This window comes from Streptomyces sp. NPDC127084, from assembly GCF_042724175.1.
In the GTDB taxonomy this organism is placed as follows: Bacteria; Actinomycetota; Actinomycetes; order Streptomycetales; family Streptomycetaceae; genus Streptomyces.
Genome location: NZ_JBHXFA010000183.1, coordinates 1 through 12,141 on the forward strand (window position 1 = coordinate 1; position 12,141 = coordinate 12,141).

Sequence of the window (12,141 nt, forward strand, 5' to 3'; positions counted from 1 at the left end):
GGCCCCGGGCGCACAGTGGTGCCCATGGACGGTTACGCAAGGGAATGAGTCACCCGCCCGGTGCGCTGTCCGAGCGATTCGGTAGAGCGTCTGACCTGAGGAGCTCGATGACCGAGCACGGTGACCTCCGTGTCCAAGATGACGGCCCCGCCGTCTGACGGGACGCAGAGACCATCTGTGATGACCCGGAGGAACTATAGGGACGAGTTCAGGTGAAAACCGCAGGTGGTGAATGCGTGTCCCGGCTTCTCGCTAATGGGTTTGTCCGGCAATTCCCGGGGCGGGACTTACCGGCCATCGCGGTAGGGGCGAGTGGAATCCGGCTCATTCGACGGTCGTACACCGGTGTCAGGCCACCGAGTGGGTGACGACTCCCCGGTACCAGCCGGCGACCGCCAGCGCCGGCACCTCCACCTCCAGCGTGGGATCCCAGGTGACGGAATTGCCGCCCGAACCGCTCGGGTGACGGAAAGCGACCCGGGGATCCGCGATAGTGCCGGGAGTCCCGGGGAGAAAAGGCCCGTTGACGGGGTCGATCTCCTCGCCCGGGTCGTACCACACGCGGGAACCCGGGATGGTCTGGTGCCGGTGGCCTTCGCCGGTCCTGAACGGACCGTTCAGCGAGACGATCGCCGTCCACTCCGCGTCGGACGCCGCGCGCTCGTCGACCACGGTCACCTGCCCGATGGTGCCGCGGGCGGTTCCGCCGGGAACCGTGCGTGACAACAGGGCTGTGTCGGGAGGGTTGATACTCAGCCCTCCGGCGGCCACCACTTCGAAAACGACCTCCGCGTCCGTCGAGTCCTCGGTGTCGTCCATGGATTCCCGGGCATGGACCGGCGTGGGCGCGACCGCCACCCAGCCCAAGATGACGCACAGTCCGGCCATGACAGCGAAGCGCCGCCGAGCAGACGTCAACATGCCGTCAGTTCGTACCATGAGACGACCGTAGGACAAGGCTGTGTGACCCTCATCCTTTACGCCGCCGCTTGGACGGCACACCGCCGTACCGGGGCGAGGTTGTTCAGTCCTCCATGACCCTGGCCCACTCCCGGTCCACCGTCCGGCTGGCCTTCTCCACTTGGGCGTCCGTCGGGAACCGCGGCTCGCCCTCGACCGTCGGCAGTCTCGCCGCTGCGGCTTCGTCAAGGGTGCCGTCCTCGCGCATGGTCTCCATCAGCACCGGACGGGCGTAGCCCGTGAGACGGAGGTTCTGCCCCGCCACGCTGAAGAGGTACTCCTGCCACAGGCGCGCCGCCGCCGGATGCGGCGCGTTCCTGTTGACGGCCAGGGCGTAGTACTGGGCGAAGCTCCCGTCGAAGGGGATCGATACATGCCAGTCCACTCCCTTGTCGCGGAACCGGTCCGCGTAGTCGAGATTGACGTAGTCCCAGTCGATGCTGATGGGGGTGCTGCCGGTCTCGACCGCGGTCGATGTGGACTCGGTGGGATTGAAGTTGCCCCGCTTCTTGAGCTCGGCGAAGAAGTCGAGTCCGGGTTGGATGTCGTCGAACGATCCGCCGTTGGCCAGCGCCGCCGCGTACACGCCGGCGAAGGCGGCGTTGGAACGGGTGGGATCACCGTTGAGTGAGACCCTCCCCTTGTACCGGGGACCCAGCAGATCGGCGAAAGTCCGCGGGCAGGGCTTCACCAGTCCGGCGTTGCAGCCGATGGAGACATAGCCGCCGTAGTTGTTGGACCAGCGGGCCTTGGCGTCCTTCTGGCTGTCCGGGATCGAGTCGTACTCGGCGACCCGGTACTGTGCCAGCAGCCCCTGCCGTGCCGCCGTCCGGGCGAACGAGTCACCCACATCGATGACGTCAGGGGCGTCGGCGCGCTTACCGCCCTCCTTGACGGCATCGATCTCGTCCTGGCTGGAGGCCTGGGGGTCGGCGACCGTGACCGTGATTCCGTACTTCTTCTCGAAGCCGTCGATCAGACCGCCGTAGTTCGCCCAGTCGCGCGGCAGCGCGATCGCGTTCAGCGTGCCCTCCCGCTTGGCCGCGCCGATCAGCGCGTCCATTCCCCCGGCCTCCGCCGCGGAAGTGGCGACTGCGGGCTTCACCGTCCTGGGCTTCGGTGTCTCGGCGCAGCCGCTCACAAGCAGCAGACCGAGGCAGCCCGCCGCGGCTGCCGCCGACGCGAGGCGGGCCGCCCGCAGCACGTGCCGGGTCTTCATGCGCACACCTTGCCCCACGTGTTCACCTTGCCGTGCCGTCCCGTTCCGCGCTCTCCAAGGACAGCGGCTCCACCTCGTCGAACAGGAACTCGGCGAGTCCGTCAACCGAGGGCCCGGCGCCGCCGTGAAGGGACAGTTCGGCCCAGATGACCTTGCCCCTGGGGGTGTAGCGGGTGCCCCAGCGCTCGGCGAACTGGGCCACCAGGAAGAGTCCGCGGCCGCCCTCGTCGGTGACCCTGGCCCGCCGCAGCCGCGGCGAGGTGCTGCTGCCGTCGGAGACCTCGCAGATCAGGGCCCGGTCGCGGAGGAGCCGCACGGTGACGGGGTCGGTCCCGTAGTTGATGGCGTTGGTGATCAGCTCGCTGAGGACGAGTTCGGCGGCGAAGCCGAGCTGATCGAGACCCCACTCGTGGAGCCGGCGTACGCACTCGGCACGGACCGGGCCGACCGCTGCCGGGTCGCGGGACACCCGCCACTCCGCGATCCGGTCGGCATGCAGCCGATTGGTGCGGGCGACCAGCAGTGCGATGTCGTCCCTGGGCCGGTCGGGCATCAATGCGCCGACGACCGCGGCGCAGGTGGCCTCCGGGGAGCGGTCGGGCCCGGTCAGGGCGGTGCGCAGTGCCGCGAGCCCGACATCCAGATCCCGGCCCCGGTCCTCGATCAGACCATCCGTGTAGAGCACGAGCCGTGATCCCTCGGGGACGATCAGTTCGGCACTCTCGCCGGGCATCGACGCCCCGAGGCCCAGCGGAGGGGAGACCGGAAGCTGAGGGAAGTCCACACTCCCGTCGGGTCGTACCACAGCGGGACCCGGGTGCCCCGCTGTGGCGACCGCCAGCCGACCGGAGGTGGGATCGTAGACGGCGTACAGACAGGTCGCGCCGGTGATCCCCAGGCCCTCCCCGTCACCGGACTCGTCCACGTCGATCTGGGCCACCAGCTCGTCCACCCGCCCCAGCAGCTCCTCCGGCGGGATGTCCAGGACGGAGAAGTTGTGCACGGCGGTGCGCAACCGCCCCATGGTGGCCGCGGCGTGCACGCCATGGCCCACGACATCACCGACGACCAGGGCGACCCGGGCACCGGACAGCGGGATGACATCGAACCAGTCACCGCCCACCCCGGCCCTGGCCGGCAGATAGCGGTATGCCACCTTCAGGGCCGACTGATCGGGCACCCGGCTGGGCAGCAGGCTGCGCTGGAGGGCGACCGCCGTGGTGTGCTCCCGGGTGTACCGGCGGGCGTTGTCGATGCACACCGCCGCTCGGGCCGCCAGCTCTTCGGCGAAGGCAACGTCCTCCTCGTCGAAGGGAGCGGAGGCTGCCTTCCGCCAGCAGTGGGCCGTTCCGAGCACCACGCCCCGGGCCCGCAACGGCACAACGATCAGGGAATGCACACCGTGCTCCAGGATCCGGCGGGCCCTCTCGGGGTGCTGGGCCTGCCAGCCGTCGGAGGCGTTCAGGTCCGCTACCAGGACCGCCCGGCCGTTCGCCGCACCGACGGCTGTGGGAGTGGAGGCGACGAAGCGGATCAGTGTGCCGGCCGGGTACAGCAGGTCGTCCCGCTCCATGCCCACGACGGCCACACGGCGCATCTCGGTGCTCGCACCGGTCGGCTCCTCGCCGTGCAGGACCGGGTCGAGTAGTTCGACGGTGACGACGTCCGCGAAGTGGGGGACCGTGACTTCGGCGAGCTCCCGGGCGGTGCGGGTGACATCCAGGGTGGTCCCGATCCGCACCCCGGCGTCGTAGAGCAGTTGCAGCCGCTCGCGGGCGGTCTCCGCCCGGCCGGCGAGGGCCTGGAGCTCGGTGGTGTCCCGCAGGGTCACCACCCTGCTCGCCGGACCCTCTGGCCCGGCGAACCGCTTGTTGACGGCGAGCAGCCGATCGCCCGCCAGATGCACCTCGTCGGTGGCCGGCTGATCGGATGTCAGCAGTCCGGCGAGTTCGTCGCCGAGCCCCAGCCCGCTCACCGACCGGTGCTCCGCGTCCTCCGGTAGTTCCAGCAGGCGGCGGGCCTCGTCGTTGGCCAGCAGCATCCTGCCGTCGCCCCCGACGATCAGCACGCCTTCCCGCACGGCGTGCAGCACCGCGTCATGATGCTCGTACATCCGAGTCATCTCGGCCGGGCCCAGACCATGTGTCTGCCGCCGCAGACGCCGGCTCACCAGCGCCGACCCGCCCGCGGCCAGGACGACCGACCCGATCGCCACGCCGAACAGGACCGGTAGCTGCTGGTTCACCCAGTCCTGCACCTTCCCCACCGTGACCACGGCGGAGACGATGGCGACGACCGAACCGCTGCCGTCCTTGACAGGTACGGCCGAGATCACGGAGAGCCCGAGGGCGCCCTGGAACGTCCTGGTGAACGACTTTCCCGTGGCCGCTTCCGCATATGGGCCGATGACGTGCTTCCCGATCTGGCCCGGGTCGCTGTGGGTCAGGGTGATCCCGTCCCGCCGGTAGACGATGATCGCGTCGACGCCGGAGGCTTTGCGGACAGCCTCGGCGCTCGGTTGCAGCACCGCACTGGGGTCGGGACTGTTCAGTGCCGCGATGATCCCCGGTGAGTGCGCGAAGGTCTGGGCGGCGACGAGCGTCTGGTATTGGGCATCCTCCATGCTGTGCCGACGTGCCTGGACGACGAGGGCCACCAGCGCGGTGATCACGACCAGCACCACCACCCCCAGCTGGAGCAGGAAGACCTGGCCCGCGAGGCTGCGCACATCCAGCAGGGAACGCAGCCACCGCAGTGTCCGCCGCGCGCTCCACCGATCGGATGTGGTGTCACTCTTGGGCGGCTTCGGTCGTTCATCGCCGTTACGTCCCGAAAAATCACGCACAGGGCATTTCTATCGCTCCCGGCTGCCCATCACGGTTCGATCAGGGGATGGACCGACGGTTTTCTGAGCAAGTCCGTGTGTCAGTGGCGCTGGCTACGGTGGGCGCATGATCGACGCCGACGACATCCGCAGGTTCGCCCTGTCGCTTCCCGGGACAGTGGAGAAGGAAGCGTGGGAGATGCCCACGTTCCGAGTGGCCGGGAAGATGTACCTCACCATTCCCGACGATCAGACATCGTTCGCCGTGCGCTGTCCGAGACATGAGCGTGCCGAGCTCATCGCGGCCGAGCCGGAGAAGTTCTGGGTGCCTCCGCACGAGGCGAGCTCCGCCTGGGTCAGGGTGCGGCTCGCCGCGCTCGAGGACCTCGACGAGTTGCGCGACATCCTTGTCGACTCCTGGGGGCAGGCGGCTCCGGATCGGCTGGTCGATGAGCACCCTGACCTGCGGCCCGGCGCAGGCGCCTGACGTAGGGGGCCGCCCGTTCCCGGGCGGCCCCGCGAGTGCCGGCGGGTCAGTCCTTGATGTCCACGTGCATGTTGAAGGTCCGGCCGGCGATCTTCACGATCAGGTTGCCCTGCACGCCCCGGCGCGCGAGTGTGTCGCCGACCGAGCCCTTTCCGGCCTTCTGCTTGTCCTGCGGTGGGAAGCTGTGGAAGTCGGTGAACATCCCCTCCCCGGTGGCGTACTCACCCGCCACCGTCCAGTCCTTGCGCAGCTGACCGAACTCGGTGCGGGTCATCGCCTTGGAGAAGCCGAGATTGACCCGCTGTCCGCCCAGATACGCGTCGGCGCACTGCTGGAGGATGTTCGGCACCAGCGTCTTCGACAGCTCATCGGTGTGCTCGACCAGGGAGAGCAGGTCGTCCTCGTCGGCGTCCAGCTTGCTCTTGCGTCCCTGCTTGGCGGTCTCGGCGAGCAGCGCCACCTGGTCCGTGTCGATGGTGCGGTAGGCCTCGTCGTAACCGTACTTCTGGTCGCAGGCGATGCGGACCGTGGTGGCCCAGCGCTCGTCACTCATCCACTCCCGGTCGAAGTTGCCCGCCTTGCAGTAGGCGGCGAGGTCGGCCTCGGCCTCCGTAGCGTCCTTGGCGTAGGTGCCCTTGGGCATGGCTCTTCCCCCTCGTGTTGTGACCGACGTGCCGTCCCGGCGGACGGCCGCATCCACGGTCTCACCCGGTACGTCCCATGTCAGCCGGTTCCGTGTATTCCGTACCTCTGAGACGGATGAGGTAGGAGATCCGCTTTCGGGAACGGGCAAGCGACGGAGCATACGTTCGGACCTCCCGGGCAAGCGCACTTCATCCACGAAATGTGCCTGAAAGCTCGTCAGGAAAGATCATCCGAGCACGAGGTGGGATCTCATGAACACCCAAGAGGGAAAGGCCGCCAAGGCCCGCGAGGAGCGAATGGATTTCTCCAGCGCCTTGCGCTGCGCCTCCGTTCAGCTCGCGGAACTGCTCCAATGCGAGCCGGGCGCCGTCTCCTCGATGAAGGCCACGGAAGACGGGTGGTGCGCCGATGTCGAAGTGGTCGAACTCGAAAGAGTTCCCGACACGATGAGCGTCATGGCTTCCTATCGCGTTTCTCTCGATGCCGACGGCTGCCTCACCGCATACGAGCGAACACGCCGGTATGCGAGAGGCCAGATCGACCGACGCTGAACCAACCGCAAGAGCGAAGTCGAAGGAGCGGCACCATGACAATCGTCCAGCAGAGCACCGCGCCCAGCAGTTCCGGCGGCTCCGGAAACCTCTATGACGTCCTGGAGCTCATTCTCGACCGCGGACTGGTCATCGACGCGTTCGTCCGCGTCTCCCTGGTCGGCATCGAGATCCTCAAGATAGACGTGCGGGTCGTCGTCGCGAGCGTCGACACCTATCTGCGCTTCGCCGAGGCATGCAACCGCCTGGACCTGGAGGCGGGCCGCAAGGCGCCCAGTCAGCTCACCGACCTGGTCGGCGACATGACGGAGAGCGGCGCGAAGGGCAAGTCGAAGGGCGTACTGAGCGGCGCCGTCGAGGCGTTCACCGACTCCCTGCAGGGCAAGGGCGGGGAGGAGTCCGAGGAGCCGCCGCGAAAGCGCCCGGCCCGCAAGTCCGCGCCGAGTCGCCAGTCGGCACAGGCCAAGGGGGAGTGACCTGTGGCCACGTACGTGTACGCCATCACGCACGCCGACCATCCCCTGCGCCTGCAGGAGCTCGAAGGTATCGGGAAGCCGCCCCTGCCGCTGCGGACGGTCACCACGCAGGGCCTGGCCGCGGTCGTCAGTGAAGCGCCGCCGGGGTTGCGCGCCAAGCGCCGTGATGTGCTGGCTCACCAGGCCGTGATCGAACGGCTGATGCGCGATGGCGCGACGCTGCCGATGCGCTTCGGACTGGTCGGAACCGATGACGAGCAGGTCGCGGCCGCTCTGGAGCAGCAGCGCGATGCCTATGGCGAACGGCTCACCGAGCTTTCCGGACACGTCGAGTTCAACCTCAAGGTCATCCGGGACGAGGACGACCTGCTGCGGGAGATCATGACGGACTCCGGAGAGATCCGGCGACTCAGTGAGCGCAGCCGAGGGCCCTCCGCACGGCACGACGAGCGGGTCGCCCTCGGCGAGATGGTCGCCCGGGAAGTAGCCGCACGCCAGGAGCGTGAAGCCACCGAACTGGTCGGCCGGCTCGGTGCGTCGGCGACCCGGACCGCGCTCGGCGAACCCACCGGGGACCACTTCCTCAACGCGTCCTTCCTCATCGAGGACGCGGCAGCGGCGGCGTTCTCACGCGCCGTCCAGGAGGAAGCGGGGCGGCGCGGGGACGCCTACACACTCACGCTGACCGGGCCGCTGCCGCCGTACAGCTTCGTCTGAGCCACGGCGTTCGTGTTCCACCAACCGACCGAAGGCATCGCCATGGGTCTCATCACCGGCATCCTGACCCTCCCGCTCGCTCCCGTCCGGGGCACGGCGTGGGTTCTCGACCAGGTGGTCCTGGCCGCCGAGCGCGAGTACTACGACCCGGCACCGGTGCGCAGCGCACTCGCCGCACTTGAGCAGGACCTGATCACCGGACGCATCACAGACGAAGAGTTCGACCGGCGGGAGGACGAACTCCTCGACCGGCTCGACACGATTTCCAAGCACGGGAGTGTGAGGTGGACGAGCACATGACGACCAACGTCAAGATAGGCGTCGCAGTGGTCGGTGGGTACTTCCTGGGCAGGACGCGAAAAGCCAAGTTGGCCATCGGTCTGGGTATGTTCCTCGCCGGCAGGAAGCTGAACCTCGATCCCCGCCACATCGGCAAGGTACTGGCCAACTCGCCGGTCCTGGGATCGCTCAACGAGCAGGTCCGCCGGGAGCTGGTCGAGACCACGCGCTCCGCCGCGACGACCGCGCTCACCGAACGAGCAACGAGTCTGGCGGAGTCCCTCCACCAGCGCACGCTGGAACTCAATCAGGGGAGTGAGCCCGAGGCCGAGGACGCGGCGGTGGACGACGAGGCGGCTCCCGCCGAAGCGAAGAAGAAGACGGCCACCCGCACTCGTTCGGCGTCGGAGGGTGCGCGGAAGAAGAGCGCTGCCGCCCGGAAGCGCGCCAGTGCACCTCGCCGTTCCACGGCATCGACGGGCCGCAAGAGCCGGGGTGGGTCCGATGACTGACTCGATGCTGAGCCGGATCAAGGACGACATCGGCCGCAGCCCGGAAGCCGAACGGCTCAAGGACGAGTTGCGGGACTACCTGACCGCTCGCGCCGGGCACGCGGTGACGAATCTGGGCCATCGGCTCGGTAAAGGGGTCTCCCAGCTGGCTCAACCGGGACACGGACCGGGAGGGCTGGCAAAGAGCCTGTCCAAAGGTGGCGAGGCGCTGAGCGACGGCAAGACGCCCGGCCAGGCCGTGATGACCGCGGGGATGTCCCATCTGAAGGACACCCTCAAGGAAAAGGTCGGGAGCCTGTTCGGCAAGGGACGCAAGAGCGGCGGCGGCAAGTCGAAGAGCGTCACCATCGTCGAGGACATCGATGTGGGTGTTCCGGTCCGCGAAGCGTACGACCAGTGGACCCAGTTCCAGGAGTTCAGCACCTTCGCCAAGGGGGTTGTGAGCGTCGAGAAGGCGGATGACACGACCAGTAACTGGAAGGTGAAGGTAGCCAAGTCCACCCGTAGTTGGAAGGCCAACATCACCGAGCAGATACCCGACGAACGGATCGCCTGGACCACGGAAGGAGCCAAGGGCACGGTCAAGGGAGTGGTGACATTCCACTCCATCACGGAAGACCTGACCCGGGTACTCCTGGTCCTTGAGTACTTCCCGAAAGGCCTCTTCGAGAAGACCGGCAACATCTGGCGTGCCCAGGGCCGCCGTGCCCGCCTGGATCTCAAGCTCTACCGCAAGTTCCTCACGATCCGGGGTGAGGCCACCGACGGCTGGCGCGGTGAGATCCGCGACGGTGAGGTCGTTATGGAGCACGAGGACGCCGTGGAGCGTGACGCCGGGCAGGAGCCCGGAGCGGACGCGCACGCCGAAGCGCCCGACGACGGTGAGGACCGGGACGAGGAAGTCCGGGACGAGGATCTGCCCGAAGAGGAGATCGAGGAGATCGAGGACGACGACCCCGATTACGACGACGTCGAGGGGGCGGACGAATACCAGGATGACGAGGCTGTCGATGACGTCGATGACGAGGCCGATGACGATGACGAGCGGGAGCCTTCCGGCCGCCGCCGTACCGCACGGGCCCGCCGCTGACGGTGGGCGGTGATCGCACACAGGGGTGAACTCATGACCCAACCACTCGCCGGGCGTACGAGCGGCCTGCACTACACCCAACATGACGGCTCGTCAGCCAATCTCGCCGACATCCTGGAACGGGTACTGGACAAGGGTGTCGTCATCGCGGGCGACATCCAGATCAACCTGCTGGACATCGAACTCCTCACCATCAAGCTCCGGCTTCTGGTCGCCTCCGTGGACAAGGCGAAAGAGATGGGGATCGACTGGTGGGAGCGAGACCCCTCGCTGTCATCCCGTGCCCCCGCACAAGCGGTCGCACCGGATGTCCTCGCCGAGGAGAACGCGCTCCTGAGGGCCGAGCTCGCCGAACTGCGCGAGGCAGTCCGGCCGGTGACCACACAGGACGGGATGCTTCAGCGGGCCGCCGCCCCCGAGCGGGAGGGCGGCCAGTGACATCCCTCGTGGCAACCTCAGGCAGCGAACTGTCGTACGTGTACGCGGTCGTCCCGCAGGACAGCACCTCGGAGCGCATCACCGATGCCCTCAAGGGAGTGGACGAGCGCACGGTGCGGCGGGTAAGCGAGGGGGCGGTCGCCGCTCTGGTGTCGTCGGTGCCGGCGGACACGTTCGGTGAACAGGGGCTGAAGGCGCAGCTGGAAGATCTCGCCCGGCTCGAGGGCATCGCCCGCGCTCACCACGCCGTGGTGGAGTCCGCCTTCGCCACGGGCACGGTGCTGCCCATGCGACTGGCGACCGTCTACCTGGACGACGCCCGGGTGCGTGCTCTGCTGCGGGAGCGACGTGCCGAGTTCGACATCCTGCTCGACCGGCTCCGCCGACACGTCGAGCTCGGGGTGAAGGTATACGCCGAGCCCGGCCGTCCCGAGTCCGCTGAGGCGGATCGTCGCGCCGCCACCGCCGCCACCGGGCGTGCCTATCTGCAGCAGCGTCGCGCACAGCGGCGCAGCAGCCAGGACCTCCACCGGCGGGCCGCCGCCCTCGCGGAGGAGGCCGCCCACCGGACGGCGGGCCTTGCAGCCGCGCGGGTCGTGCACCGTCCGCAGCAGGGCGCCCTCGCGCCGACCGCCGGCACGAACATCGTCAACGAGGCCTATCTGGTCCCCGCGTCCCATGAGGCCCGGTTCCGCGAAGTCCTCCACGCCCTGGTCCAGGGCAGTCCCGGGGTGCGGATCGATGTCACCGGGCCATGGGCCCCGTACTCCTTCGCGACCCTCACCGCACAGGGCGGTGAAGCACCGCGATGACGCCGGAAACAGCCTCCCGGGCAGCGATACCCGCCGACGCTCAGGCGCCCCGATGGGATGACGGTGCCCCCACAGGGCCGCCTGTGGCGCTCATCGATCTGCTGGATCGACTGCTCAACGGAGGAGCCGTGCTCACCGGGGATCTTGTGCTGTCCATCGCGGACATCGATCTCGTACACATCAGTCTCCGGGCTGTCATCCGGTCCATCACAGCCGGCGAACCAGCTCCCTGGTGACGTGACGTGACGTACGAGGACATGGCAGAGGAGGATCCCGTGCCGCACACACCAGCACCCGGCAGTTCCAGGAAAGCCATCGCGCAACGGATGGAGACGGACCCCGAATCGGTGGAACGGGACCTGATGAAACTCGTCCTCACCATTGTGGAACTGCTGCGGCAGTTGATGGAGCGTACCGCCCTCCACCGGGTCGACGAGGGAGACCTCAGTGAGGACCAGGAAGAACGCATCGGGATGACGCTGATGGTCCTCCACGAGCGTATGGCCGAACTGTGTGAGCGTTATGACTTCACACTGGACGACCTGAATCTGGATCTCGGGCCTCTCGGTTCTCTGCTTCCCCGACAGCATTGAAGCAATGACGACGCCAACGACGCAGAGAGTTTCATTTCGTTTTGTGAGGCAAGGAGCAATGTCATGACCGCTGAAAACAATGACACCAAGCAGACGGGCGGCCGCAACGCGAAGAAGGCCGCGAGTGCCGGTACGGCTGCCTCCGCCAAGCGCGCCGGTGGGCAGGCCGCGTCCAAGGCCAAGACCGAGGCGGCGGGTGCGGCGTCGGCCGCGCTCGACGCGAAGAAGGCCGCATCGGCGGGTACCCGGTCGGCCGGCGCGGCCGGCAGGCGTGCGGGACGTGCCGCCGCCGCCGGGCTTTCCAGCGGCCAGGAGGTTGTGGCCACGACGGCCACCAAGGCGGCGGCCGTGGCCACCACCGCGTGGACGGCGGTCAAGCACCGGAAGGCGATAGTCGCCGGGGCAGCCGCGGCGGTCGCCGGAGTCGCCGGGACCGCGTTCGCCGTGGGACGGTCCACAGCCAAGCCTCCCACCGGTCCGCTCACCCGTCTGGCCCGCGGCAGGGTCTGAGCGCGGACTCGTCGGGCCCTGTCGCTCC

At 68.2% G+C, this 12,141-nt stretch carries 16 protein-coding genes; 12 read left to right on the forward strand and 4 right to left on the reverse strand.

Annotated features, from left to right (window positions below; all coding sequences use genetic code 11):
- Positions 1–348: 348 nt before the first annotated feature.
- The 3 genes from ACFWI9_RS29440 to ACFWI9_RS29450 all read right to left on the reverse strand — a co-directional run bounded on the left by ACFWI9_RS29440 (position 349) and on the right by ACFWI9_RS29450 (position 4,907).
- Complete coding sequence (locus tag ACFWI9_RS29440) at positions 349–921, reverse strand: hypothetical protein (protein WP_387166806.1); 573 nt, start codon at positions 919–921, stop codon at positions 349–351.
- A 103-nt stretch (positions 922–1,024) separates the two neighbouring features.
- Entirely contained in the window at positions 1,025–2,179 is a 1,155-nt protein-coding gene (locus tag ACFWI9_RS29445) for an ABC transporter substrate-binding protein (protein WP_387166809.1), read from the reverse strand.
- A gap of 22 nt (positions 2,180–2,201) precedes the next feature.
- Positions 2,202–4,907: a SpoIIE family protein phosphatase gene (locus ACFWI9_RS29450; RefSeq protein ID WP_387166812.1), complete on the reverse strand. Its 2,706-nt coding sequence runs from the start codon at positions 4,905–4,907 to the stop codon at positions 2,202–2,204.
- A 223-nt stretch (positions 4,908–5,130) separates the two neighbouring features.
- Here ACFWI9_RS29450 and ACFWI9_RS29455 point away from each other — a divergent pair, with 223 nt between their 5' ends.
- On the forward strand, positions 5,131–5,490 hold the full coding sequence (locus ACFWI9_RS29455) for an MmcQ/YjbR family DNA-binding protein (protein WP_387166815.1): 360 nt from the start codon (positions 5,131–5,133) through the stop codon (positions 5,488–5,490).
- Positions 5,491–5,536: 46 nt separating this feature from the next.
- On the opposite strand, the gene ACFWI9_RS29460 is transcribed toward ACFWI9_RS29455, so the two are convergent.
- Positions 5,537–6,133 carry a hypothetical protein gene (locus ACFWI9_RS29460; RefSeq protein WP_387166818.1) on the reverse strand — a complete coding sequence of 199 codons (597 nt, stop codon included), beginning with the start codon at positions 6,131–6,133 and terminating at the stop codon, positions 5,537–5,539.
- 253 nt (positions 6,134–6,386) lie between these two features.
- Here ACFWI9_RS29460 and ACFWI9_RS29465 point away from each other — a divergent pair, with 253 nt between their 5' ends.
- The 11 genes from ACFWI9_RS29465 (at position 6,387) to ACFWI9_RS29515 (ending at position 12,113) form a co-directional block, all read left to right on the forward strand.
- Positions 6,387–6,686, forward strand: coding sequence for a gas vesicle protein (locus ACFWI9_RS29465; protein ID WP_387166821.1), 300 nt, complete (start codon positions 6,387–6,389; stop codon positions 6,684–6,686).
- A gap of 35 nt (positions 6,687–6,721) precedes the next feature.
- Positions 6,722–7,162: a gas vesicle structural protein GvpA gene (locus ACFWI9_RS29470; RefSeq protein WP_387166824.1), complete on the forward strand. Its 441-nt coding sequence runs from the start codon at positions 6,722–6,724 to the stop codon at positions 7,160–7,162.
- A 3-nt stretch (positions 7,163–7,165) separates the two neighbouring features.
- Positions 7,166–7,879: a GvpL/GvpF family gas vesicle protein gene (locus ACFWI9_RS29475; RefSeq protein WP_387166827.1), complete on the forward strand. Its 714-nt coding sequence runs from the start codon at positions 7,166–7,168 to the stop codon at positions 7,877–7,879.
- A gap of 42 nt (positions 7,880–7,921) precedes the next feature.
- On the forward strand, positions 7,922–8,179 hold the full coding sequence (locus ACFWI9_RS29480; RefSeq protein ID WP_387166847.1) for a gas vesicle protein GvpG: 258 nt from the start codon (positions 7,922–7,924) through the stop codon (positions 8,177–8,179).
- Complete coding sequence (locus ACFWI9_RS29485; RefSeq protein WP_387166830.1) at positions 8,176–8,670, forward strand: hypothetical protein; 495 nt, start codon at positions 8,176–8,178, stop codon at positions 8,668–8,670. The genes ACFWI9_RS29480 and ACFWI9_RS29485 overlap by 4 nt, the downstream gene beginning before the upstream one ends.
- The gene (locus ACFWI9_RS29490) at positions 8,663–9,760 is read left to right on the forward strand and encodes an SRPBCC family protein (protein WP_387166832.1); all 1,098 of its coding nucleotides are present in this window, start codon (positions 8,663–8,665) and stop codon (positions 9,758–9,760) included. Before ACFWI9_RS29485 ends, ACFWI9_RS29490 begins: the two co-directional genes overlap by 8 nt.
- Before the next feature lie 33 nt (positions 9,761–9,793).
- Entirely contained in the window at positions 9,794–10,198 is a 405-nt protein-coding gene (locus tag ACFWI9_RS29495; RefSeq protein WP_387166835.1) for a gas vesicle protein, read from the forward strand.
- Positions 10,195–11,010, forward strand: coding sequence for a GvpL/GvpF family gas vesicle protein (locus ACFWI9_RS29500; protein WP_387166838.1), 816 nt, complete (start codon positions 10,195–10,197; stop codon positions 11,008–11,010). The genes ACFWI9_RS29495 and ACFWI9_RS29500 overlap by 4 nt, the downstream gene beginning before the upstream one ends.
- Positions 11,007–11,246 (forward strand): gas vesicle protein, encoded by a 240-nt coding sequence (locus ACFWI9_RS29505; RefSeq protein ID WP_387166841.1) that lies wholly within the window; start codon positions 11,007–11,009, stop codon positions 11,244–11,246. The genes ACFWI9_RS29500 and ACFWI9_RS29505 overlap by 4 nt, the downstream gene beginning before the upstream one ends.
- 90 nt (positions 11,247–11,336) lie before the next feature.
- Complete coding sequence (locus ACFWI9_RS29510; protein WP_387166850.1) at positions 11,337–11,603, forward strand: gas vesicle protein K; 267 nt, start codon at positions 11,337–11,339, stop codon at positions 11,601–11,603.
- 63 nt (positions 11,604–11,666) lie between these two features.
- Entirely contained in the window at positions 11,667–12,113 is a 447-nt protein-coding gene (locus ACFWI9_RS29515; RefSeq protein WP_387166844.1) for a hypothetical protein, read from the forward strand.
- The last annotated feature ends 28 nt before the right edge of the window (positions 12,114–12,141 follow it).

Coding starts and splice junctions, on each gene's coding strand:
- ACFWI9_RS29470 (WP_387166824.1), top strand. CDS start 6,722: ATGACAATCGTCCAGCAGAGCACCGCGCCCAGCAGTTCCGGCGGCTCC.
- ACFWI9_RS29490 (WP_387166832.1), top strand. CDS start 8,663: ATGACTGACTCGATGCTGAGCCGGATCAAGGACGACATCGGCCGCAGC.
- ACFWI9_RS29485 (WP_387166830.1), top strand. CDS start 8,176: ATGACGACCAACGTCAAGATAGGCGTCGCAGTGGTCGGTGGGTACTTC.
- ACFWI9_RS29465 (WP_387166821.1), top strand. CDS start 6,387: ATGAACACCCAAGAGGGAAAGGCCGCCAAGGCCCGCGAGGAGCGAATG.
- ACFWI9_RS29505 (WP_387166841.1), top strand. CDS start 11,007: ATGACGCCGGAAACAGCCTCCCGGGCAGCGATACCCGCCGACGCTCAG.
- ACFWI9_RS29445 (WP_387166809.1), bottom strand. CDS start 2,179: ATGAAGACCCGGCACGTGCTGCGGGCGGCCCGCCTCGCGTCGGCGGCA.
- ACFWI9_RS29495 (WP_387166835.1), top strand. CDS start 9,794: ATGACCCAACCACTCGCCGGGCGTACGAGCGGCCTGCACTACACCCAA.
- ACFWI9_RS29440 (WP_387166806.1), bottom strand. CDS start 921: ATGTTGACGTCTGCTCGGCGGCGCTTCGCTGTCATGGCCGGACTGTGC.
- ACFWI9_RS29510 (WP_387166850.1), top strand. CDS start 11,337: ATGGAGACGGACCCCGAATCGGTGGAACGGGACCTGATGAAACTCGTC.
- ACFWI9_RS29455 (WP_387166815.1), top strand. CDS start 5,131: ATGATCGACGCCGACGACATCCGCAGGTTCGCCCTGTCGCTTCCCGGG.
- ACFWI9_RS29460 (WP_387166818.1), bottom strand. CDS start 6,133: ATGCCCAAGGGCACCTACGCCAAGGACGCTACGGAGGCCGAGGCCGAC.
- ACFWI9_RS29480 (WP_387166847.1), top strand. CDS start 7,922: ATGGGTCTCATCACCGGCATCCTGACCCTCCCGCTCGCTCCCGTCCGG.
- ACFWI9_RS29515 (WP_387166844.1), top strand. CDS start 11,667: ATGACCGCTGAAAACAATGACACCAAGCAGACGGGCGGCCGCAACGCG.